The sequence below is a fragment of the Olsenella profusa F0195 genome, assembly GCF_000468755.1.
GTDB lineage: Bacteria > Actinomycetota > Coriobacteriia > Coriobacteriales > Atopobiaceae > Olsenella_F > Olsenella_F profusa.
Genome location: NZ_AWEZ01000008.1, coordinates 41,485 through 63,619 on the forward strand (window position 1 = coordinate 41,485; position 22,135 = coordinate 63,619).

16 protein-coding genes, 1 tRNA gene and 1 CRISPR repeat array are annotated in these 22,135 nt (G+C 57.8%); of the genes, 5 read left to right on the forward strand and 12 right to left on the reverse strand.

The window, feature by feature from the left end; translation table 11 throughout:
- Nucleotides 1-108: 108 nt before the first annotated feature.
- From HMPREF1316_RS01330 to HMPREF1316_RS01360, 7 genes are all read right to left on the reverse strand, one after another.
- Nucleotides 109-2,016 carry a GNAT family N-acetyltransferase gene (locus HMPREF1316_RS01330; RefSeq protein ID WP_051332862.1) on the reverse strand — a complete coding sequence of 636 codons (1,908 nt, stop codon included), beginning with the start codon at nucleotides 2,014-2,016 and terminating at the stop codon, nucleotides 109-111.
- Nucleotides 2,013-2,543: a DNA-deoxyinosine glycosylase gene (locus HMPREF1316_RS01335; RefSeq protein WP_021725067.1), complete on the reverse strand. Its 531-nt coding sequence runs from the start codon at nucleotides 2,541-2,543 to the stop codon at nucleotides 2,013-2,015. Before HMPREF1316_RS01335 ends, HMPREF1316_RS01330 begins: the two co-directional genes overlap by 4 nt.
- Before the next feature lie 2 nt (nucleotides 2,544-2,545).
- Nucleotides 2,546-3,346, reverse strand: a complete 801-nt coding sequence (locus HMPREF1316_RS01340) for a metallophosphoesterase family protein (RefSeq protein ID WP_040650774.1) — start codon at nucleotides 3,344-3,346, stop codon at nucleotides 2,546-2,548.
- Nucleotides 3,347-3,477: 131 nt separating this feature from the next.
- Complete coding sequence (locus HMPREF1316_RS01345; RefSeq protein WP_021725103.1) at nucleotides 3,478-3,990, reverse strand: very short patch repair endonuclease; 513 nt, start codon at nucleotides 3,988-3,990, stop codon at nucleotides 3,478-3,480.
- 19 nt (nucleotides 3,991-4,009) lie between these two features.
- A complete protein-coding gene (locus HMPREF1316_RS01350; RefSeq protein ID WP_021725099.1) occupies nucleotides 4,010-4,891 on the reverse strand; it encodes an HAD family hydrolase in 882 nt (293 codons plus the stop codon).
- A 21-nt stretch (nucleotides 4,892-4,912) separates the two neighbouring features.
- Nucleotides 4,913-6,118 carry an FprA family A-type flavoprotein gene (locus HMPREF1316_RS01355; protein WP_040650776.1) on the reverse strand — a complete coding sequence of 402 codons (1,206 nt, stop codon included), beginning with the start codon at nucleotides 6,116-6,118 and terminating at the stop codon, nucleotides 4,913-4,915.
- Between the two features lie 385 nt (nucleotides 6,119-6,503).
- Complete coding sequence (locus HMPREF1316_RS01360) at nucleotides 6,504-8,093, reverse strand: flotillin family protein (protein WP_021725072.1); 1,590 nt, start codon at nucleotides 8,091-8,093, stop codon at nucleotides 6,504-6,506.
- Between the two features lie 245 nt (nucleotides 8,094-8,338).
- Between HMPREF1316_RS01360 and HMPREF1316_RS01365 the strand changes: the two genes are divergently transcribed.
- Together HMPREF1316_RS01365 and HMPREF1316_RS01370 are read left to right on the forward strand one after the other, a co-directional pair.
- Nucleotides 8,339-9,121: a VUT family protein gene (locus HMPREF1316_RS01365; protein ID WP_021725102.1), complete on the forward strand. Its 783-nt coding sequence runs from the start codon at nucleotides 8,339-8,341 to the stop codon at nucleotides 9,119-9,121.
- 39 nt (nucleotides 9,122-9,160) lie between these two features.
- A complete protein-coding gene (locus HMPREF1316_RS01370) occupies nucleotides 9,161-9,868 on the forward strand; it encodes an SDR family NAD(P)-dependent oxidoreductase (RefSeq protein WP_040650801.1) in 708 nt (235 codons plus the stop codon).
- A gap of 695 nt (nucleotides 9,869-10,563) precedes the next feature.
- On the opposite strand, the gene HMPREF1316_RS01375 is transcribed toward HMPREF1316_RS01370, so the two are convergent.
- Nucleotides 10,564-11,391, reverse strand: coding sequence for an SDR family NAD(P)-dependent oxidoreductase (locus HMPREF1316_RS01375; protein ID WP_021725098.1), 828 nt, complete (start codon nucleotides 11,389-11,391; stop codon nucleotides 10,564-10,566).
- Between the two features lie 134 nt (nucleotides 11,392-11,525).
- Between HMPREF1316_RS01375 and HMPREF1316_RS12965 the strand changes: the two genes are divergently transcribed.
- Complete coding sequence (locus HMPREF1316_RS12965) at nucleotides 11,526-12,767, forward strand: minor capsid protein (protein ID WP_021725075.1); 1,242 nt, start codon at nucleotides 11,526-11,528, stop codon at nucleotides 12,765-12,767.
- A gap of 75 nt (nucleotides 12,768-12,842) precedes the next feature.
- Nucleotides 12,843-12,929 (forward strand) — tRNA-Leu (locus tag HMPREF1316_RS01385).
- Between the two features lie 116 nt (nucleotides 12,930-13,045).
- A CRISPR array of direct repeats spans nucleotides 13,046-15,052; the repeat unit is 36 nt; unit sequence GTTTGATTACCAGTCAGAACGACACTGCTCCAAAAC.
- A gap of 55 nt (nucleotides 15,053-15,107) precedes the next feature.
- Here HMPREF1316_RS01385 and csn2 read toward each other — a convergent pair.
- The 4 genes from csn2 to cas9 are packed head-to-tail and all read right to left on the reverse strand — an operon-like array spanning nucleotide 15,108 to nucleotide 21,172.
- The gene (gene csn2 / locus HMPREF1316_RS01390) at nucleotides 15,108-15,788 is read right to left on the reverse strand and encodes a type II-A CRISPR-associated protein Csn2 (RefSeq protein ID WP_040650778.1); all 681 of its coding nucleotides are present in this window, start codon (nucleotides 15,786-15,788) and stop codon (nucleotides 15,108-15,110) included.
- On the reverse strand, nucleotides 15,785-16,093 hold the full coding sequence (gene cas2, locus HMPREF1316_RS01395; protein ID WP_040650807.1) for a CRISPR-associated endonuclease Cas2: 309 nt from the start codon (nucleotides 16,091-16,093) through the stop codon (nucleotides 15,785-15,787). Before cas2 ends, csn2 begins: the two co-directional genes overlap by 4 nt.
- 23 nt (nucleotides 16,094-16,116) lie before the next feature.
- A complete protein-coding gene (gene cas1, locus HMPREF1316_RS01400; RefSeq protein WP_332248142.1) occupies nucleotides 16,117-17,013 on the reverse strand; it encodes a type II CRISPR-associated endonuclease Cas1 in 897 nt (298 codons plus the stop codon).
- Nucleotides 16,985-21,172 carry a type II CRISPR RNA-guided endonuclease Cas9 gene (cas9, locus tag HMPREF1316_RS01405; protein WP_021725096.1) on the reverse strand — a complete coding sequence of 1,396 codons (4,188 nt, stop codon included), beginning with the start codon at nucleotides 21,170-21,172 and terminating at the stop codon, nucleotides 16,985-16,987. The genes cas1 and cas9 overlap by 29 nt, the downstream gene beginning before the upstream one ends.
- 600 nt (nucleotides 21,173-21,772) lie before the next feature.
- Between cas9 and HMPREF1316_RS01410 the strand changes: the two genes are divergently transcribed.
- Nucleotides 21,773-21,967: a sigma factor gene (locus HMPREF1316_RS01410; protein WP_021725086.1), complete on the forward strand. Its 195-nt coding sequence runs from the start codon at nucleotides 21,773-21,775 to the stop codon at nucleotides 21,965-21,967.
- Nucleotides 21,968-22,135 lie beyond the last annotated feature (168 nt).

Sequence of the window (22,135 nt, forward strand, 5' to 3'; positions counted from 1 at the left end):
AGTCGTTCGCATTTTTCTCGCATGAGAATACGAACAATACGATATCAACAACTCATGTAGCAGGGAACTTAGAAATGGTCGCTCGCAAGAATTGCGAACGACTCGTCATCAGTCGCCGACAAATTGCGTACGACTCGAACAGGACGGCGAGGTGGGATTGGTGGGGGCTGACAGGTAGCACTGCTCGTTGGCAGGAGTCACGTGGAGGCCCAGTGAGCGTTGGAGGGCGAGCGACGCCTTGTTGTCTGGGAATGTCTCGCTCCAAGGCGTCCAGCCCCGCGCGAGCTGCTCGTTGATCTTGGCAGCCATGAGGGCGCGTCCCCACCCCCTGCGTCGAAAGGGCCTAAGCACCTGCAGCATGCCCAACGAGCCGCAAGGATGCTCGCCGACGAACCCCACGAGCCTCCCACCATCAAAGCCACCGAGCATCCCACCGGCACGCAGCAGCGTCCTCAGCTCGTCCTCGGTGGCAAAGCCCAGCGGAAGGTACTCCTCGCACACCTGGGGCAGATGTGACTCGTCCAGCACCCGTATGGGATGGTGCACGTCCACGGGCAGCGGCTCGTCCTCGTAGTACGAGAGGCTATAGGGACGCACTTCCGTGAGCCCCCGTATGAGCTCGATGTCACGCACGAGCGCGGGCTCCAACGCCACCACCACGGGAGCGTCCACAAGGGTGGCTATGACGTCACGCCCCTCATCGCGGTCGCGTGCCCAGAAGGTCTGGATGCCATCAGACGTCGTCATCAGGACGCAGCCAGCACTCGCATAGGTGACGGCTCCCAGCCCGCGGCGCAGCATCTCGCGCAGGGGCAGCGTCCTGCGGGGCGCCCCCTCAAGCGCTCGGACCGCCCGGGCGCGCAGGTCCTCGTCACGCTCCGTGTGCGCCGTGATGAAGGCGCCCAGCCGGGAGGCGATCTGCGCGTTGCCCTGCGCTCCTGGGTGCTCGTAGCCATCCGCCAGCAGCGACGTGCGCGCCTCGAGCAGGGTGGCACCATCCACCACATGCATCTGCTCGTGTGGCAACGCATGGGCGCAGATGAGCCTGGGCACCTCCTTCCAGCAGCTCATGGCATGCGAGGGCCATGCGTCCTCCGCATGCCACAGCGGCGTGAGCGCAAAGGTGGGCACCTGTGGCCAGAGCCGCGAGACCTCCGTCAGGTAGGAACGGATGTCCCGCGCCACCAAACGCGCGCGGCAGGGTTCGTAGCGGTAGTTCTCGCCAAGCTCCACCACGATGCAGGCGGGGTCGACCCTCCCCTGCAGGCCCAGGACCGTGCCCGGTTGGAACACCTGCCCACTGATCCCCTGATTGACGAGATCGAGCCCCAGGCGCCTTGCGACACGCACCGTCCAGCTGTGCGCGGGCTCGCCCGCGACGAATCCCTGCGCGATGGAGTCCCCCAGCACGAGCAGCTGCCTGCGCTGGGGGACGGGCTCGATGCTGGTACCGTTGCCCAGCACCTCCCTGAGCGAGCAACCACGCAACAGCGGTAGCCACACGCGTACGTGATGGGTGCCCCCCAAGCCAGGCAGCTGCATGATGGCCCCTGCAGCGGGCGCCTGGGCGGGATCGTCCAGGGCAAGGCGCACCTCACACTCGCCCACCGCAGGCATGCGTGCGGACAGCCGGCGCCCATCCACCTCCACGCTCAGGCCATCGTGTGGGGCGGGCATCCCCTCGCCCCGGGTCTGGGGCACGTAGTCAAGCGCACGCGCGGTGCCCGAAGGCTCCTCGTCGAGTCGTAGCTGCAGAGCAACCTCGGAGGAGTCTGTCTCAAGCTCCAGGCAGATGCCCGATGTCGCCGCTGCCATCTGGCGAAAGAGCCCTGGGTGCCACGCCTGGCAGCTCCCCAGCGCGCGCATCTGATGAGGGGTGAGGCGCCACGGCCGTACCCACCCCTCACGCTGGCGTTCGATGTGAACGCATCCATGGAGCAGCTCCGCCGCAGGACGGCGCACCAGCGTGGACCCATGGGACGGCCCGCTCCCGCCGGCCACCCGCCCGCCGCTCATGGGCACATGCCCCTCTCGGCGGCCTCGCGCACCGGCGCGTAAGCGCGCACGAGGTCCTCGAGGCGCCATCGCGCATTGGCAGGGCTCGTCGAGGGCAGCACGGTGCACGTCATGCCCACCTGCGGCTCGAGGTAGGTGCGATAGAGCCTGCCTGCAGCCTGTCCCGTACAGAAGATGGCACGGACCTGCGTGGTGGCAAGGAGGGGGGCGAGGTCGTTGGGAACGGGATCCCGGATGGATGCGTCGGAGGCGCCCGTGATGCGCGCACTCGCCAGCACGTCGTGCAGGGCCAGGTGACGGCGGCACAGGAGCGACCGACGCCCCTCGTTGTCCCTGGGCTCCTCCTCGTCCCAGAGGGCGCTCAGCACGCGCCAGAAGCGGTTCTGTGGATTGCCGTAGTGGCAGCCGCGCTCCCGTGACGCGGGACTGGGGAGCGTCCCCAGGATGAGGACGCGACTCTCGCGGTCGAACACCGCGGGGAGGGGCGATGCCACCAGCTCCGACGCAGCGCCTGGACGGCGATCCATGGCTACTCGCCCTCGCGGATGGGCTCGTAGAACTCCTCGCCGTCCTCGAGGCGGACCATGGACACCTGGCCAAAGCCCGCACCACCCGCCGCACCAGAATCGATGTCCCAACGGTCGGCGACCATGGACGTCGCCGGAACCGCGCCCACCTTCACCTGGCGGCAGAGGCCGTTCTCGTCCCGCGGGGAACGTTCGAGCACGTCAGCCATGCCCTCGAGGTACACCGTGGGCGTGTGGCCCGCAATGACAATGGGCCCCTTGCCCTCGCTGTCGAGCAGGCCCGTTGGTGCGCCCCAGAACTCCTCGCGAATCCACAGCAGGTCCTCGATGTCCTGCTCGGCGATGAGCTGCCGAAGGTCGTCGAGCGTCCACGCCGGACGAGGCTTCAGCCCCTCCGAGCGGATGCCGGCGTGCACCAGGATGTAGGACCTCTCCCCCACCTGCGCCAGCGCGCTGACGGGAAGCGAGCCCACCCAATCGAGCAGCTCGTCGCGCACCATGGCATCGAGCGCCTGGAGTCCCGCCATCGTGGGGCCGCTTCCGTTGATCTCCCAGTTCATACGGGCAACGGGATCGTTCTGCGCATGCATGTAGGACATCATGAGGTCCTCGTGGTTGCCCATGAGGACGTGCGCGCCCGGAAGGTCGTGACAGAACCGCATGACGCCAACCGGATCGGGACCGCGGTCGACCATGTCACCCAACATGAAGATGGTGTCATCGGCACTGGGCGCCACTCGTTCGAACAACCTCTGAAGTGGTGCCAGGTGGCCGTGCACATCAGAGAACACATAGGTTACCATGATCACTCCCCCATCGATCACGATGGATCGCCCAAGGCCATATGAACCGCATCCTGCATTCCCTCACTAGCTTGACGCTTTTGTGCCCCCTAGGCAAGCGTGCGCCCTCCGTCGGCAGGGGCATGCCGGCACTAGCGCCGCGGTCGGGCGAAGCGCTCGCGCACCATGCGCAGCCTCCAGGGGGCGGATGCCCCCACCTCGACCAGACGGCCTCCCCTGCGGGCGGGATCACCTGCCGTACGGATGACCCGCTCGAGGTCATCCATGGTGCGTTCCCGGCGGCCCTGCTTGAGATGGCATTCCCACACCACGGCGACCGTCCAGCCGTCCTCGACCAAGAGTCTCTGGTCACGCTCGTCGCGCGCCCGATTGCGCGCAAACTTTCGCTCCCAGAAGTCCACGTTGCTCTTGGGCAGGGGCAAGGCGCAGTAGGGACAGCGATGCCAGTAGCAGCCCTGCACGAAGACGGCGACCTTACGCCCCGGATAGCAGATGTCGGGCCTGCCCGCCGCCTTCTTCCAGTGCAGGCGATAGCCCGACAGGCCACGCACGCGCAGCTCATGACGAACCACCAACTCGGGCTTGGTGTCCTTGCTCTTGTTGGCCTGCATCACATGATGGGTGGCTACGCTCACCTCTGCCATGGGAACCTGACCGCCCGTGCTAGTCGCGCGAGATGGAGGGAGGAATCACAAGCTCTCCCCCATGACTGGCAATGGCCTCCATCACCTGGGCAACGGCATCCTCCCCCGCATCACCGATATGAAAGCGCGCCGCCGCCTTAGCGGCTGGCGTGGCATTCTCCATGGCAAACGAGTTGGGCACGGCCTCGAGCATCGCCACATCGTTCTCCGAGTCGCCAAAGAAGGCAATCTCGTCACGTGCTATGCCCAACGACTCCTCCAGAATGCCAAGCGCCGCCGCCTTGTTCCATCCCTTAGGAAGCACATCGAAGAACGGTGGGGAGGGACGCAGGAAGTCAAACTGGGGGCACAACCTGTAGAGCTGCGGGCGCATCTCCCGAGCTTGGCTTACGGCGTCCTGCCGCGTGGATCCCAGGCACATGAAGCCAGCCGAGATCAGGGGGACGGAGGGCAGGCGGTCGGTGGCCTCCCCCATCAGGGCGAGGCCCGTCACCCCTCGCGCGCTGGCAAGCTCAGCATCGCTCACGCCCACAAACTGCACGTGGGCACTCGCGCGACCTCGCTCGTCCTTGCAGGGGACATAGATGTTGAGGGTGCAGTCATCTCGCTCGCAGGCAAGCCCGGCGAGCCGCTGAAGGCCCTCGTGATCCAGATAGATGGTACGCAGGAGCCTGCCACGGTACGAGACGAGCTTGCCGTTGGCCATGATGCCCGTGGAGAACAGCCGCTCCTCTCCCCGAAAGAAGCGCCGGAGGTCGACGGGCTCGCGCCCCGTCGCGGGGCCGAAGTCGATGCCTGCCATGTGCAGCATGCGAATGGCGTCGGCCGTGCGGCGCGAGATGGCATCACGGCCAAACGGCACGAGCGTGCCATCCATGTCCGAGAGCACAAGCTTGATCAAGAGGGGTCGCGCTCCTTAGGGCTACGTGCCCAGGGACGCCACGAGGGCGTCCGCCAACGCATCGATCTGCGCCAGCGAGTCCTTCCTCACGGCGGAGCAGATCTTGACCATCGGATCGAGCAGGGTCATGCCCCTCATGGCTTCCAGCTGTCGCGTGAGGAGTGTCCCCGCCTGCGGCGACCACGTGCCGTTCTCCATGATGGCGACCGTACGGTCCTGCAGGTTGTGCTTGGCGAGGTCCTGCACGAGCTCGTCCATGCCATCAAAAATCTGCAGGTTGTACGTGGATGACGCAAACACGAGCGTGGAGTACTGGAACGCGCGGGAGACCAGCTCGGACACGTGCGTCTTGGAGCTGTCATACACGCGGACGTCGTGCACGCCGCGCTCGGCAAGCCTGGAGGCGAGGATGTCCGCCGCCGCAGCCGTGTGACCGTAGACGGAGCCATAGAAGATGCAGACGGAATCCAGCTCGGGGGTATAGCTACCCCACTTGACATAGCGGTTCACCAGCTGGTCGAAGTCCTGGCGCCAGAGATGGCCGTGCAGTGGCAGGATGAGCCTGATGTCCAGGGCGGAGGCCTTCTTGAGTAGCGCCGTCGTCTGGGGACCGTACTTGCCCACGATATTGGCATAGTAGCGACGCGCCTCGTCGGCGTAGTCTCGCTCCCACTCCACCTCGTCGGCAAAGAGGTTGCCCGAGAGGGCGCCAAAGGCGCCAAAGGCGTCCGCAGAGAAGAGCGCACCGGTAGCGGCGTCAAACGACACCATGACCTCGGGCCAGTGCACCATGGGTGCGGACACGAAGGAGAGCGCGTGGCCGCCCAGATCGAGCGTGTCACCCTCCTTGACGGCCTGCGTGCGGGAGGCCACGTCGACATCAAAGAACTGGCCCATCATCCTGATGGCCTGCGCACTGGCAAGGATCTTGAGCTTGGGATGTGCGCGCAGGAGCTCTGGGATGATGGCACAGTGGTCCGGCTCCATGTGCTGGACCACCATGTAGTCGAGCGGACGGCCGGCAAGCACGTGGGTGAGGTTCTCCTCAAACTGGTCACGCACCGCGGCGTCCACGCCATCCACAAGGCAGGTCTTCTCGCTCATGATGAGATAGTCGTTGTACGCCATGCCCTCGGGAAGGGGATAGACATTCTCAAAGAGCTCGAGGCGTCTGTCGGATGCGCCAAGCCACCAGATGTCCCTGCCTACCTCGCGAACGTTGTACATGAGCACTTCCCTTCCGCAGGCCGCGCCGACCTGTTGAACGTCATTGCCACCCATCCATTCTCATATCTTAGCCGAACGAGGGGCGCGCAGACCAGTCGGGGCACCATGGCCCAAGCGCGGGACGAACTCTCGTACGCTGAGGCACGTGCGGACATCATAGGGACCCTACGTCCATAAGTGACCAGATGAGGCGTGCATGTCGGCTGCTGGCACACGACGGGGGAAACCGCGTTTCCGCACAGATGGCCTCGCGCCACCTCAGGATATGAGAGCTCGTTCCAGCCGGCAGTCCCATGCCGCGGCCATGCCCGCATCACACGGAACATACAAGCAGCCGCCTCGCAGGAAACGGGGCGGCTGCAGTGCGCCGGGAGCAGGGCTGGGCCTATCGCTGCGTGTCGGTCGCGTCCTTGACGGCACTCGCAACGTCCTGTGCGGCATCGGCCATGGCGTCCGCCTCCTCACTGCCAATGGTGATGTTGCGATTCACCTTGGCATCGTAGGTGTCCGCGCGCATGACGTCGGCAAGGTCCACGCCCGTCACGGACTTGACCATGTCGAAGGCGGCCTTGATGGACTGCGGTGCGATGGACGTCACGCCCGACGTGGGTGCGCCCTCGCCCTCTCCCGAACCACCGACCGTCGAGTAGATGTTGATGGCGTCGATGCCCTCGACGGGCTTGGACGCCGCGGAGATGATGTCGGGAAGCAGGCCGATGACCTGTTGGGCAAGGGCGGCCTGGCCATACTTGCGCAGCGCCTCGGCCTTCTTGTCCATGGCCTCTGCCTCGGCGATGCCCTTGGCCTTTGCCGCCGCGGCCTCGGCCAGACCCTTGACCTTTGCCGCCTCCGCCTCTGCCTCGCCCTTGGCGCGCACGGCATCCGCCTCGCCCTGACCGCGCACGCGGGTTGCCTCGGCGTCTGCCACGGCCTGGGCCTTGATCTGTTCCGCCTTCTTCTGGGCGGTATAGAGCTCGGCCTCCGCCTGGCGCTGGCGCTGGGCGAGATCCGCCTGGGCACGCTGCTCGACGGCATAGCGGTCGGCATCCGCCTGCTTCTTGACCGTGGCATCAAGCTCCTGTTCCCTGACGGAGACCTCCTTCGACTTGAGCTCGGCCTCGCGGTCCGTCTTGGCGATCTCGGCGTTGACCTGCTCGGTGTTGATGGCCTTCTGCTGCCGCTGCGCCTCGATGCCCTTGGCGGCGTCGGCCTTGGCGGCAGCCGTGTCCGCCTCGGTCTTGAGCGCAGCCTGCTTGAGGGCCAGGGCGTTGTTCCGCTCGGCGATGGCCGTCTCGGACTCGATGCGGGCATCGTTGGCCACCTTGTTGGCCTGGGCCCGGGCAACCTCGATCTCCTTCTCGGCATTGGCCTTGGAGATCTGGGCGTTCTGCTGGATGGCCACGGTATTGGCGATGCCCAGGTTCTCGATCACGCCAAGCCCCGCGTCATCGATGTTCTGGATGTTGAACGAGACGATTTCCAGACCCATGCGCTGCATGTCGGCACTGGCGTTCTCCTGCACCTTGGCCGCAAAGGTCTTACGATCGTTCATGATCTCCACCAAGCGCATGCCACCGATGATCTCGCGGAGGTTGCCCTCAAGCACGTTGACGACCATGCCGTTGATGTAGTCGGAGTCGCGGTTGAGGAAGTTCTCGGCGGCGCGGGCGATGGCCTCGCTCGTGTTCGCGACCTTCACCACGGCAACCGAGTCGACCATGATGTTGATGTAGTCGAGCGTAGGGATGGTCTTGGTGGTCTTAACGTCGACCGAGAGCATCTTGAGTGACAGCCTGTCAACACGCTGCAGGTATGGGATGCGCACGCCGGCGCGACCGATGAGATAGCGCGGCTGCTTGCCAAAGCCCGAAATGATATAGACGTGGTCTGGTGGCGCCTTGACGTACCCCATCGCCAGCACGATGATGACGAGAGCAATGATCAAAGCGGCAGAGAGCACCTGCATGAGGCCCATATCTACCCTTTCTCTCTGGTGAGCTAACAATGCTGCATATCATAGAACAAAGCGAAGGTACATATGGCCGACCGGAGAGGCTCAGGTCCTCACCTTCCTTGCGCAGACAGAGAGGCATGCGATCTGTCGCGATAGAAAGCCACGACGCCAAGCGCTATGGTAGCTAACGCATCTTGCTCGCAGTGTTTGTCCTCTGCATGTCACCCACTGCGCATAAACAAAAAATAACAGCAGAAGGGAATCCCATGTCTTTGTATCAAGCGGCAAAGCGCCTAGTGAAGGAGACCGCCTGTCTCCTGAGGTCCATCCCCTCCACGCTCATCGCGTTCCTCTGCCTCACGGTCGTCCTGATGAACCTGTTCGCAAGCAAGTCCATCAGCGGCCTTCCGCCCTGGCTCGGCCTGGACTGTGGCTTTTTGCTCTCGTGGGAGGAGGCCCTGTGCGAGGACACGGTGGCCAAGCGCTTCGGCCCGCGAGCCTCGGTGCTCGTATCGCTGTTTGCTGTGGGCATCAATCTCGTTGCCGCAGGTCTCATGACGGTGGCAGCCATCATCCCCGGCGCCTGGTCGGCGTCCCTCGACCATCCCGAGGCCACCTCCGCCATCAATGACGCACTCAATGCCACCATCGCCAGCACGTGGTTCATCGTACTGGGATCCGTCACCGCCTACATCGTGTCGTCCTTCGTCGACGCGTTCGCCAACTGGGGCCTGCGTACGGTCGTCAGGCACGACAACTTCCTCAGCTTCATCGTTCGCTCCTGGGGATCGACACTCGTCTCCCAGTTTGTTGACAACTGCGTCTTCGCCTTCATCGTCAGCTACAGCTTCTTTGGATGGTCGGTCGAACAGTGCCTGTGGGGCGCACTCATCGGCATGCTCTTCGAACTGCTCTGCGAGGTCGTCTTCTCGCCGTGGGCCTTTGCCATCGTGAGATCCTGGGAGAAGAACGACATCGGCACGGAGTACCTCACGAAGTATTTCCGCAACGATGTCCATGAGTCGTATCGGCAGAACCTCGTTCGATAGCGAACCCGTCGGGAGGGGGCTCTTGTGATTGCCCAGAACATGACAGTCGTGGTCACCGGCGCCGCATCGGGCATTGGCCAGGCAACCTGCGCGCAGCTGTCCCAGCTGTTTTCCTGCGCGGACTCCCAAGGCCACACGTGCGTCGTACACGCCATCGACATGAGGCGCGACCTGGACGAGACGGCCGCTCTGTGCGTGGCGAGCGATGGCTTCCGACTGGTGCCACACGCGGGCACTGACGTCAGCGTCGATCCGCTGCCGGCCATCGACGACGTGACCACCCTCATCAACAATGCGGGCATCCAGGAGGGCGACGACCGGCAGGTCCTGACCAACAACGTGATGAGCGTCATGCGCTGCACGGAACGCTACGCGCTCCACAATCCAAGCATACGCTCCGTCGTCAACCTCGCGTCCACCTCGGCCCACACCGGTGCGGAGCTTGGCGCCTACACAGCCTCGAAGGGGGCGGTGCTGTCATATACCAAGTGGACCGCCAAGCAGATAGCTCCCCGCGCCACCTGCAACTCGCTCTCGTTCGGCGGAGTGGATACGCCCCTGAACGATCGGGTGTACGAGGACGCCACGTGGGCAAAGATCATGCGCATGACACCGCTGAGGAAGTGGCTGTCCGCACGCGAGGCCGCTGATTGGATCCTGTTCGTCGCGCTACGGAACGAGTCCATGACAGCTCAGGACATCGTCATCGACAACGGCGAAATGTACAACCACACGTTTGTGTGGTAGCGGGCGGACGACTCGGGCAAGCACGTTGTACAATGATTAAGGCCTTCGAGCGCCCCGAAGCATCGTGTCCCTGGAATGCGGCGAAGGTCTCTTTTTTTGGAGGTTGCGCGAACGAAGGCGATGAGCGTGACGATACCTGGTTCTGGGGGTCTTTCATCTTCTGCCCGCCGACGTAGGAAGTCCCTTCCCACCTGTAGGTGGACGCGCCCCGTCTGTGGGTTCGGTTCTCCGCCCGTGTGGGTGCCATCTGCCGCGTGTGGGTGCCTTTTTCCCGGACGAGCTCCCGGCGACCTGCTGTTTTATGGGCAGCATGCGGGAGAAAGACACCCACACGAATCGATTGGCACCCACATCGAGGAGAAAGACACCCACACGTTACGTTCCACAACGCTAGGCTAGCGACGCTTCCTCTGCTGGCACCATATGATGTGACAACCACGCGGGCGTCAGCGTCCGCGTCAAGTCCGAGCCTCAGCCATTTGTGGTAGGCGTTGCGCATGGTTCCCTTGATGGAATGCCTTTCATCACCAACGTTCTTCATCTCCCATAGCTGACCTTCGCCCCCGCGTTCTAGGTCTATGGGATCATTCACGCGCGGGGATCAGTACCCCAATCTTTGGAAAGCCCATACGAAAAGAACAGGCCGAATGCCTGTTCTTGTCGATGTTTCTTCTACCTGTTCAATACGGCCTCTGTCAATACGTCATGGTGGTTCCACCGTCAATGGCAATGACCTGGCCTGTGATTTCTCGTGCTAAGTCCGATGCAATAAATACGGCAGCATAGGCGATGTCTTCGGGCTTCTGGGCTCTGCCGAGCGGAATGAGCGACTTGACCGAATCCTGCCAGAGAGCTTCCCTTTCCTCCTCGGAAACATCCTTTCTTCTGCTCTTTGGATCGCCGCCGCTTGCCATGCCGTCGAGAATTTCTTCCCACATATTCGTGCGGATGATTCCCGGTGCAATGCTGTTGACGCGGATGCCGTAAGGCGCGGCATTCTTCGCAGCGCTCTGTGTCATATTAATGACCGCTGCTTTTGTGGCGCAGTACATGGGGAGCATTCCCATTCCGCCGCGTCCTGCGATAGAGGAGAAGGTCTCGATATTGCCGAAGCCTTGCTTCTGCATAACCTGCAGTCCATACTTCAGGACATGCTGTGTGCCAATGACGTTGATGTCGAAAATGCGCCGAATTTCTTCGTCGGTCGTCAGCATGAAATCGTCCGTCGAAATGACACCGGCAACGTTGACGAGGCAATTCAACGTTCCGCTGCCGAATTCGACTGCATCTTCGACAAGATGTTTCACATCCGCATCCACCGATACGTCACATCTTGAGAATCCTGAGCGGCGTCCCATGTTGACGATCTCACTGACGGTCTGGTTCCCTTCCTCTTTCTTTCTATTTCCGATGTAAACATCTGCTCCTGCTTCTGCGAATGCGAGCGCGACGGCCTTGCCCAATCCGCGCCCTCCCCCTGTTACTAACGCTGTTTTTCCGGCTAAATCAATTGCAATCGACATAAGACACTCCTTTCTCCATATGTATAATCTTCTCTCGAAACTGCTAATGGGGTTTGGTCAGAACAGTATTCTGTGGCCCTTGTCTTGTGTGAGAAACGCCCTCATTCCTCGCTTCCATCTTTTATACATAATCTTTGGCGCTGTCAAGGATCCGCGCGTGCGGGGAACAGCGCAAGAGCATTTACAAGCTGGACCGGCTCGAGGAGCTGCAGGCGTCGGCCAGGCTCCACCTTGCGCGGGCCACGGCCCAGGCCACGGACGGCCTTGGCGCCCACTGCGCCCGCCAGGCGGCGCGCGGTGCCAACGTGGTGGCAGAGGCGATGGGCTACGGCAGGTCGTTCCACTCGATGGACGACGACACGATCCGCCGCTTCGTGGGGACGAAGTGGAGCTCTGGCGAGAGCTACAGCCAGAGGGTCTGGGGCAACGCGGACAGGCTGGCCGCCTACGTCCAGGACGACATGGCCAAGGCCCTGGCGCGGGGAGAGTCATACCAGCGCCTGGCGGACGCCGTGTCAAAGCGGTTCGTGGGCGTCTCCGAGTCGAGCGTCATGCGCCTGGTCTATACCGAGGGCACCTACGTCTCGCGCCAGGCCCAGCTCGCGGAGCTCGCCCGCGAGGGCTTCGAGGAGTACCGCGTCGAGCCGATAGGCGACGAGCGCACGTGCTCCGAGTGCTCGGGCCTGTCGGGCAAGACGTTCCGCGTCGAGGACGCCATGCCCGGCGTCAACCTGCCTCCGATACACCCGAACTGCCGCTGCCAGATAGCGCCGGCCGTCGACGACTGGGACGCATGGACGCGCGAGCAGGTGGACGCCAAGCGTGCCGAGCTTGCCGCAAGGCGCATGGCTGATGATGGCGAGCGTGCGAAGAGGGCGCGCGCCGTCCAGGACGAATGCGGCCGCATCGATAGCGACTTCGGGCGCGTCTGGAGGGACTACAGGGCCTCCGGCAAGAGCCGCAAGGGCTACGACGAGACGGTCAACGCCTACCTCTCGTCGATATCTGACGGGCATGTGAGCGCCGAATACAAGGCAAAGCCCAAGGCCAAGGAGATACAAGCAGTCACATGGCTTTCAGCGAATGGCAGCTCGGCGAGGTTCAATTGCGAGTCAAGCGTGCCTGGTTCGAAGAATCCAGACCTGACGATAGACGGAAATCCATGGGAGATAAAGCGCATTGAGACGAGCAGCCTTGCCAAGGCTAAGAAGCGCGTCGGGTCAGGCCTGAGCCAGTCAAAGAGAATCGTCATTGACCTCTCTCTCGAGACGCTTAGCAAGAACGACGAAAAGGCTCTTGTGGACTTTGTCCTCAGGCTCCGCGACACCAAGGGGCTGATTGTCTTGCACAACGGATTGGTAGAGATTATCAAATAGAAACGACGCCGATTCTCTGCCCCGGCACTAGTCAACCCGGGTGGAGTTCGGCGTCATTGGCAGTATACCCGATTCCGGGGCGTGGCGAAACTGGCATACGCGCCTGCCCCAGGAGCACGTGGCCGTGCGGCCGTGCGGGTTCGAGTCCCGCCGCCCCGACCATAGGAGGACCTCATGCCAACGGTCACCATCTGGCATGCTAGCTGGTGCGCACCGTGCAGGGGCACGCTGTGCGACCTCGTTCCCGAGCTCGAGGACGAGGGCATAGAGCCGCTCACGTTTGATTACCAGTCAGAACGACACCGCTCCAAAACCCGAGCACGTACGCGTCCGGCCCCACGACGTTTGATTACCAGTCAGAACGACACCGCTCCAAAACTGAAGCTGTTCCACTGACCCTTCTCGACGTTTGATTACCAGTCAGAACGACACCGCTCCAAAACTGCCATGTCAGAGGAGAGCGCCTCGTCGAGTTTGATTACCAGTCAGAACGACACCGCTCCAAAACTGATTCCTTCGATAGCGAGAGCCAGGCCAGTTTGATTACCAGTCAGAACGACACCGCTCCAAAACGCGATGCGGTGGCTACGTGCCTTGGCTATAAGTTTGATTACCAGTCAGAACGACACCGCTCCAAAACCTACACGCTCGTCTACTGTGGGCGCAAGGTGTTTGATTACCAGTCAGAACGACACCGCTCCAAAACACGGGTAACTATGAGATGGTTACTCGAGATGTTTGATTACCAGTCAGAACGACACCGCTCCAAAACATCCACTGCCCACTGGACTTTGTGGATGCGTTTGATTACCAGTCAGAACGACACCGCTCCAAAACAGGAATGGTTGGATTTCGATATTTCAAAAGGTTTGATTACCAGTCAGAACGACACCGCTCCAAAACTGCCATGGGTAGATGCCGTTAAGACTAAGAGTTTGATTACCAGTCAGAACGACACTGCTCCAAAACCAATGCGGTCTATCAGCGTGCCAAGTCGGGTTTGATTACCAGTCAGAACGACACTGCTCCAAAACCGTGCTATGATGAGGCCGTGCAGGTGTGGGGTTTGATTACCAGTCAGAACGACACTGCTCCAAAACGTATGGCCATGCCATGAGAGCACGTTCGGTGTTTGATTACCAGTCAGAACGACACTGCTCCAAAACCAATGCTGTCTATCAGCGTGCCAAGTCGGGTTTGATTACCAGTCAGAACGACACTGCTCCAAAACCCACAGGGTCGCCGGCGAGCTCGCACGCTCGTTTGATTACCAGTCAGAACGACACTGCTCCAAAACCATAATCGCCTTGCGTGGCATATTGAGCGTGTTTGATTACCAGTCAGAACGACACTGCTCCAAAAACCCGGCGGTCATGGTGTCGACCGATCCAGAGTTTGATTACCAGTCAGAACGACACTGCTCCAAAAACTGTCCATCTCCATGATATCAGCGGTATCTGGTTTGATTACCAGTCAGAACGACACTGCTCCAAAACCCTAGTCCGTCACACCTACCGTCAGTGTAGGTTTGATTACCAGTCAGAACGACACTGCTCCAAAACGTATAATACCCTGCTCAACCGCATCGGGCGGTTTGATTACCAGTCAGAACGACACTGCTCCAAAACACGCGCGCCGGGATGTCGGCCATGGATTGCGTTTGATTACCAGTCAGAACGACACTGCTCCAAAACGTTAAGCTTAGGTCGATAGGACTCGTCGAGTTTGATTACCAGTCAGAACGACACTGCTCCAAAACGAGAAGAACGAAATCATTGCCAGGCATCGAGTTTGATTACCAGTCAGAACGACACTGCTCCAAAACCTTTGGACGCGCTTACGGTGTCCGAGTCATGTTTGATTACCAGTCAGAACGACACTGCTCCAAAACTATAAGCTCGGCTTCGGTGGCGTTGTGTGTGTTTGATTACCAGTCAGAACGACACTGCTCCAAAACTCATCGTCACGTGCTCCTATGTGATTCTGGTTTGATTACCAGTCAGAACGACACTGCTCCAAAACCCATAATGACGCAGCCAGTCGGGGACGCTGTTTGATTACCAGTCAGAACGACACTGCTCCAAAACAGCCGCACTACCACGGCATCGTTAGCTGGGGTTTGATTACCAGTCAGAACGACACTGCTCCAAAACCGCTTGGAAAGACCTCACCATGGCCTGATGGTTTGATTACCAGTCAGAACGACACTGCTCCAAAACATAAACAACTTCTATGCCTTCGGAAACCTCGTTTGATTACCAGTCAGAACGACACTGCTCCAAAACCATTGAAGCGAAATCCCCTCTGCAAGGGACGGCCCTTCTGGCTAGTATCTATCACTCAACGTTCTATAAAGTCCAGGTCAATCACTCTTTTACTCTCGTGATCATAAATCATATCATCCGTCCATCTCTCGAGAAGAAGTACTGGAATATTCGTAAAAAAGACGTGCTCGAAGAACACTTCCAGCCCCCTTTTCGTTAGAAATGTCTTGAGATTGACAAACACGATGCACTGAGTTACACCAGCGTCAAGAGATAACGAAAGAAAATCTATGCAGCTATCAAGGACCGATTGCTGTGAACTGCGATCAACGCCAAAGCCAAACGCTTTAACGAATCTCTGCATGTCCCATTCTATTTCAAAATCATACTCGGCATGCATCGTCATGCCCAAAGACATGTACTTCGAGACAATGTCAGCCGCCGACTGTTCTATAGAGGTGCGCAGTGACTCATCTTCCATCAATGCAGCTTGGAATCTCTTTATCACTGTCCCAAGCAGAGGCTTGCTATTCCACGGCAGATTTAGAGGACTCTCGATGAAGATCATCGCATCCTTTGGCGAAAGTTCCTTGTCGTCATCCCAAAGTGTGTAGGGTTCAAGCGCCTGCCTCCCTTCACCTTCTCTCAGGGAAAGACATATGCGAGAGAACAGCTCGGCGTTCGCAATCTCCAGCGTTGTGCCCCTACCGGGTGGAATGTCCAGAGGGTCGTCAAGCCCTGAAAACGACAACCTCATATGATCAGAAGCTCTTCCATGGTATCTACCTCGTCATATGAACTTCGATTGCCCGTTATGTACTCCATAGTGGCAAATTGACTCTCGGTCACTCTAAGCACCTGAACCAAACCACTGGATGGACGGTTCTTCCTCAATCGCATCACAGCGGCACCAGCAGATCCATCGTTCGTAACGAGCTTCGCATAAACGGACTCCTGAAGCATTAGGTAGCCATCATGAAGAAGATACTTGCGAAAGAGGCGGTACTCCCTGCGCTGCGCAGCGGTATCGATTGGCAAGTCAAAGAAGACGATCAGCCTCATATAACGAATCCTCGCCTCCATGATCATACGATGTCGAAGGGCTCTATCTCGCTCGTCGCCAAACGTCTGCAAAGTGCGCTGAGACAATCTTGGACATAGAGCGAAATAACTGAGCTGACCTTATACTTTCCATCTCGATAGCAAATACTCACATTGAGTACGTCAGCAAGGAGACGCCTTGTTTCCTTCGTAAAGTCGACCTCAACGTTATCGAAGACGAGTCGATCAACGATGGGCCGGAAGGGCTCCATGAGATCGCAAGCGAGATTGAACTTGTTGTACTCGCTCCTATGACAGATACCAAGCGGTGTAAGATAGCCGCGGGAGACGATTTCACAGCTCACAGCAGAAAGGATGACTGCATATCCGTAGTTCAAAGCGGCGTTTATGGGGCAATCAATATCACGCGAAAAGCCATTGCCGAAGAGTACGGGGAAGTAGAGGCGCGCGGCAGCAGCCTCACGATTGGTGGTATCCCCTGATCTAACTTCATCCACCATCCCTTCAATCTGGCCTGAAAATCCCTCTCGTCCTCGCAGCTCAAGCAACCTTGCTTGATGTGAAATTTTATCTTTTACCACATGCTGCCATACGCGCTTCTTGGATGGTTCACTCCATTCAAGCTGCTCTGCAATGCGCTTGCTCGTGTTGTGAGCACCATAGAGTGGCAAATACTGCCCTATTGGATTGCATTTCTCATCTGACACGACGAACGAAATCTTTGCCTTTGCTAATTCAGAGAGCAGATAGGCACTAATGAACGCTCTCGTTGACTGTAGCGTAACAGAAGAAATCTCCGAAAGGTGCACCTTTACTATCTCATCCTCCTTACGGACAACGAGATAGCCTCCCTTATAAGTACACTTGCAGGGGCTCTCAATAAGAATATTCCTAAAGGCCAATGTGCGTCCGCCTCTCAAACATACCCGTCACAGACTGGTCGATGATATTGACTTCACCTATGGGGGCATTGAGCTGCTTAAAGTAGGAAACCTGCATGCATCCCGCATATTTTGAGCTTCCCAATGCAGAAAGATCAGCCATGTTAATTGACCCGTTCGTAATGGCTATTAACTGAAGGACTACTTTCGCCTTGTCAGTTAGTGTCAGTTCATCAAACTTTGATAGATATTTGTCGAGCTTAAGCTGTGCATACAGTCGGTTACAGAGTTTGGGGCCGCGCTTTACCAGACTTGAGAAAAGCTCGTTTAAATCAGCAGATAGTTGCTCCTCATCTTCATCGTTCACAACCCCGATGAGGGATCCCACTTTAGCAATTTGAACGCAGCGTTCAATAAGGGTCTCTTCGTCTAGGGAAAATGCAAACTCTGTTGCATTGCGAACCTCTCGCACGCCAGTAATAATCAGTCTGTCGCCATTGAGTTCAAGCAGTTGCTTTTTTAGAATTCTTCGACGCACGATACGCACAAATGCGAGGTTAGCTTGTCCGGCAAGCTTGACAGCATAGCTTTCGAGCTGAGAGGGATCCTTTGCAATGTGCGCTGCAACTCTCACGGGTACCTGAGCAAACTGAAGAATATGCCGCTCATGCTTTAAATCACGTGCTTCGTAAATGAAGAAGTATGCGAACTGCTCTCGCGAATAACTTCCATATCTATCAGGATCAAGCCCTCTCTTGAGCGGAAGTGTCAATTTCTTTCCGCACTTTGGTGAATAGATTGTCTGATCCCAGAAAGTTCCAGTAGCTTCCACAGGCATGCGACTTATGAAGCATTGGCGGTAGTTAAGCACGCGACGAATTCCCTCGACTTCAGCTTCGGCATCCCAATCGTCCTTGAACACCTCGCCCGTCTCCTTATCAAAACCCGAGCTGAGGAAGCTATTGACAATAAAACCCTTCGTATGCGCAAGGTAGTGTGATTTCTTATACTCCCGCGCTTGCGCACGGGCATAGTCACGCATGATGTGTGCGAGTCCAATGGGGTTGTCATATACGCTGGGATGACGTTTCTGGATGAAGAGACCAACGCGACAGGCGAGGAAGGCATCATGCGCATGATGGAAATCATTGGCCTCACGGCACTTTACGAGACCGGCTGCATCGCGCAGATCGTGTGAGATATTGGCCTTCACAGGTACAATCCGAGCGCCTGGATACCTCGCCTCAAGCAGCGTCTGGACAAGCTTGACCATCTGACTAGTCTCGACAATCTGCCGCGCAACGAACCCCTTCATGGTCTTATCATCAATATGATCACGGAAGAGGTTCCTAAATTTCTTGTCACCTATCAGTTTTGCATTGTGCAGCATGCGCCAATATTTGCCCATCTTCCGTCTGATGGAGGAGTCGATCAGCAACGTGTCCGTCTTGTGTTGGTTCTCCTCCCGGTATACAAGCACCTTGTTCTCGAGGCTGTCGTCCTTTATGTATGAGCGCGGAATAATATGATCAACCTCGTATTTGCCAGTATGTAGTTCCTCAATTTTGATTGGTCGACCCGAATACATGCACTTTCCCCGTTGCATGAAGTACAGCGAGAGCCGTTCGTCCATGTTATTTGAATCCTTCTTGGTTAGTTCCTTCCAAAGCTGTGGATCATCTTTCTTAAATACCTCAAGCGCACTCTTGATTGCGTCATAGCGTCTCTTAGTGCGCTTGCCTTTCTTGCGTGGGTCATCCTCCTCACGTGTCACCTCAATGAAGATGTTGGCGGGCTCTTTCTTCGCAATGGAGACGATCTCATCCACAATACGTACAGCCTGGTTGATACTTCTCCGGATGGCGGGAGATCCGGGCAGGTCGTTTACATCCATAAGGCCATTGTTGTGCTCACTAAAATAGTCTCTATTGAAGTCATCAACGGCCTTCTGGAAGCCAAGGCCCTCGTCGCGGAGTACCTCCATAAAGACCATCGTACGAGAGCGCTGGCCATCATTCGGATTTCCCTCACGCAGCACGTCAATAATTGACTTGCGACCGGTATCCGTATCGACTTTAATGCCTGTGAGCAGCTTCTTCGACAGCCGACCCCAACCTGCGAAGCGCTTCTTACATATGACCTTTATCTGCTCGGTGGTCAGTCTATCACCGTATGCTTCCTCGATCTTCCGCCTGAGAATGTCCCTATCCTCAAACAGCGTGCTCCAAAGGATGATCTGCTCGATCATCGGATAGTCGGCCTCATCCAAACTGTCGGTTTTGAATACATCCTTGCAGAAGAATATGTATGAGCCAAGCTGTGACTCAAACCCATGCTCCCCTTGCCCACCATGTACACGAGCGCCCACAAAACTATCCTCGCGCTCCAACCAATCGGAGACCTTCTTGTATGTGACCTTACGAGTGCTTCTGAACAAGTCGCACATGATACGCTCGCGTTGGGCGGCATCAAAACGACGCTCATCGTCCTCGTCAATTGTCCAATGTGCACCGTTGAGTTCGTTGAGAGCGCAGAATTCCTCATAGAGTAAAGAGCACTTGGGAAGAACGGGTTCCCCCTGGAGGTAGGTGCAGTCGCCCGTCATGCGAATTATGAAGTCTTCAGCACTCTTGTCGCGGTCGATAATCTCTTCCCAGTTCCATGGGGTGATGACGGCGTGTTCCATGCCATCCCTGCGCGACGACCATGCAAAGCGTTCTTTACCGTCGTGGCCGACCGCGGCATTTTCCCTGGTAAGCGGACCCACATAGTAGGGAATTCTGAAGGACACGAGTGATTCAATCTTATCCTCTTCTGCCAGAAGGAAGGGATAGTGCTTCCCCTGGTTCTCGAGAATGGCATGTAGTTCCTCTAGGTGAAGCTGGTAGTAGATGCTCCCGTTATCGCTTGTCTTGAGCCTGCGAAGAAATCTCTGCTCGCCAAAGGCTACCATCATGCCTTGGTAGCGCTCATCTTGCAGTGCATCCGTTCCCTTGAAGAGCTCCTTGACCGCCTTCTGGAAGTCGTCATAACTCAACTGGGTAGTACCAAGGTTATATCTGGTGTAACCCTGCGCCTTGTCTACAACGTAGTCGCTCGACCCCTCATACGTCTCCCCGCGGAAAAATGCATCGTATCTCTTCGACGCATATGTACGGGTAAGTTCCTTGAGCAGGTGCAAGTCCTCGCCATACCGATCGTACTTCTTAACCATATTGACCGAGATGGTCTGGCCAGGCGCGTAGGAAAGGAGCCCTTGCAAGATGTAGGCCGCGTACAACTCGCAAAGCGCCTGGAACAGTTCTACACTATCGTCCGGACAGGCATCGCGAACGACTTCAACATCATCGTCAGACGATAAATAGATTAATGTCTTCTCAGCAGGAAACTCACCGAAAATGTTCTTCATCTCGGCCTTGAGCCCGACGATTGCCTTAGCGATTGCCTCGTTGCACTGCCTACTCTGCTTTGCATCCCCACAATCGATGCCAGTTAGCTTGGCAATCTCCCTTACCTGGTCGCTGCGTCTTTTCTCACCATCAATCAGCACGTTGAGAATAGCGTTATCATTTCCCCCGCTTTTCCAAGCGCACTCATAGCCACGTTCCAAACACCAGTTGTTCAAAGCTAGTCGCAAATGCCCTACTGCCTCAGCAGGGTCTGCATTACGAGAACTTAGATTCTTGTTGTTCTCACGCAGGAAGTTGCCCCTATGTTTAACGATATTATGAACAGCAAGGTAGATAAGGCGAATGTCAGCCTTCTGATCCGTCTCTATCAGCCATTTGCGCAGGTGGTAGATAGTTGGAAAGCGCTTGTAATAATCCACCTCAGTAAAATCGGAATCGTTAAAGATTGGCCACTTGTAGTCTGCGTGCCCGTCCTCTCGATCCTCCACATGCAGACGCGACTGCCTAAGCCTAATGAAAAACTCTGAGTCGACTTTGTCAATTTCATCCTGGAATAGACTCTGCAGCAGGTCGAGTCGCCACCGCCTACGGACATAGCGACGTCGCTGCCCACGATGCGCACGTGCCTCTGCAGCAGTCTGCGCCGCATCAAAAAGCCTGCTGCCCAGAGTGGGCATACCCTTGAAGTGCGCGATGGCCCCCACCTTATCTGTAACTGCCCATCCGACGGAGTTGGTGCCCATATCCAGACCGATGTTGTACTCGTCTGTGGTATTGCGAAGATTCATGTGCTTCCCCTTCTCCATATGGTGCTACACTATCCCTGTTCTGAATTGCCAGTCAGAACGATACTGCGAGTCAAAATACGGCTTAGCCATACCTGCCCTTTCGGGCGCCGCGTAGGCGGTTTTTTACGACTGGCACGGTCCTCCTTGGAAAAACTTCAGGGAGGACTTTATCTAATTTAGCACTAGGGACGAATGCAAATAGTGAGATATCTTTTAGAATAGTGGCATGCTTGGTATCCCAGAGTCTCCGTTTCACCCCTAGGTATCTCACATAATGGCCTCCTCTCTCCATAACCTGTGGACGCCCACATGCCTAGCCTGCGTACAAGATAGCCCCCGTGCACGACAGCAATTAAAACAGTAGGCTATAGGGACGCTCGTCATCGGACCCCCACCCTCCTGCCTATCTATGCTCAAGCTTGGCATCTGTCCGTGCCATCACTCATGCGCGAATGCTCTATTGAAGAGGGCCGTACGAGATATGCCCCCAAGCGAAACTCGTCCTACTTCGTCCTACTTTTTATATGTTGTATGTCAACCTCTGCCGTCCCAGACGTGTTATCAGTGAGCGCTCGTAGGGCGAGGGAAAGAAGACGCGACATGCTCAGAGGAAGAGACCGCGAGAGGGAGGTGCAGAGGGAGGCACGCCGCCTGGTCGATACGTACGGGGACCTTGCGATGCGGCTTGCATACACCTATCTGGGCTCGCGACAGGACGCCGAGGACGTGAGCCAGGACGTCTTATGCAAGCTCATCGCCAGGCACACGCCGTTCAACTGTGTTTTGTCAAGATGAAGTGAGCAGAATGGTCACTGATTTCTGAGCACTTTGCGCACCGGTCCTGAGCGGGATTTCTGAGCAGCCCTCTATTGCATGAGGGCGTGTCTCACACGGTAGGACTCACCCTCGAACTCGGGCAGCCTGCCGTGGCGCGCGACGCGGCCTGTCACGGCCGCTGCCATC

Excerpts from the sequence above, each read along its gene's own strand:
- HMPREF1316_RS01330 (WP_051332862.1), bottom strand. The coding sequence starts at position 2,016 with ATGAGCGGCGGGCGGGTGGCCGGCGGGAGCGGGCCGTCCCATGGGTCC.
- cas9 (WP_021725096.1), bottom strand. The coding sequence starts at position 21,172 with ATGAATCTTCGCAATACCACAGACGAGTACAACATCGGTCTGGATATG.
- HMPREF1316_RS01340 (WP_040650774.1), bottom strand. The coding sequence starts at position 3,346 with ATGGTAACCTATGTGTTCTCTGATGTGCACGGCCACCTGGCACCACTT.
- HMPREF1316_RS01335 (WP_021725067.1), bottom strand. The coding sequence starts at position 2,543 with ATGGATCGCCGTCCAGGCGCTGCGTCGGAGCTGGTGGCATCGCCCCTC.
- HMPREF1316_RS01345 (WP_021725103.1), bottom strand. The coding sequence starts at position 3,990 with ATGGCAGAGGTGAGCGTAGCCACCCATCATGTGATGCAGGCCAACAAG.
- HMPREF1316_RS01355 (WP_040650776.1), bottom strand. The coding sequence starts at position 6,118 with ATGTACAACGTTCGCGAGGTAGGCAGGGACATCTGGTGGCTTGGCGCA.
- HMPREF1316_RS01360 (WP_021725072.1), bottom strand. The coding sequence starts at position 8,093 with ATGGGCCTCATGCAGGTGCTCTCTGCCGCTTTGATCATTGCTCTCGTC.
- HMPREF1316_RS01410 (WP_021725086.1), top strand. The coding sequence starts at position 21,773 with ATGCTCAGAGGAAGAGACCGCGAGAGGGAGGTGCAGAGGGAGGCACGC.
- csn2 (WP_040650778.1), bottom strand. The coding sequence starts at position 15,788 with ATGAGGTTGTCGTTTTCAGGGCTTGACGACCCTCTGGACATTCCACCC.
- cas2 (WP_040650807.1), bottom strand. The coding sequence starts at position 16,093 with ATGAGGCTGATCGTCTTCTTTGACTTGCCAATCGATACCGCTGCGCAG.
- HMPREF1316_RS01365 (WP_021725102.1), top strand. The coding sequence starts at position 8,339 with ATGTCTTTGTATCAAGCGGCAAAGCGCCTAGTGAAGGAGACCGCCTGT.
- HMPREF1316_RS01370 (WP_040650801.1), top strand. The coding sequence starts at position 9,161 with ATGACAGTCGTGGTCACCGGCGCCGCATCGGGCATTGGCCAGGCAACC.
- HMPREF1316_RS01375 (WP_021725098.1), bottom strand. The coding sequence starts at position 11,391 with ATGTCGATTGCAATTGATTTAGCCGGAAAAACAGCGTTAGTAACAGGG.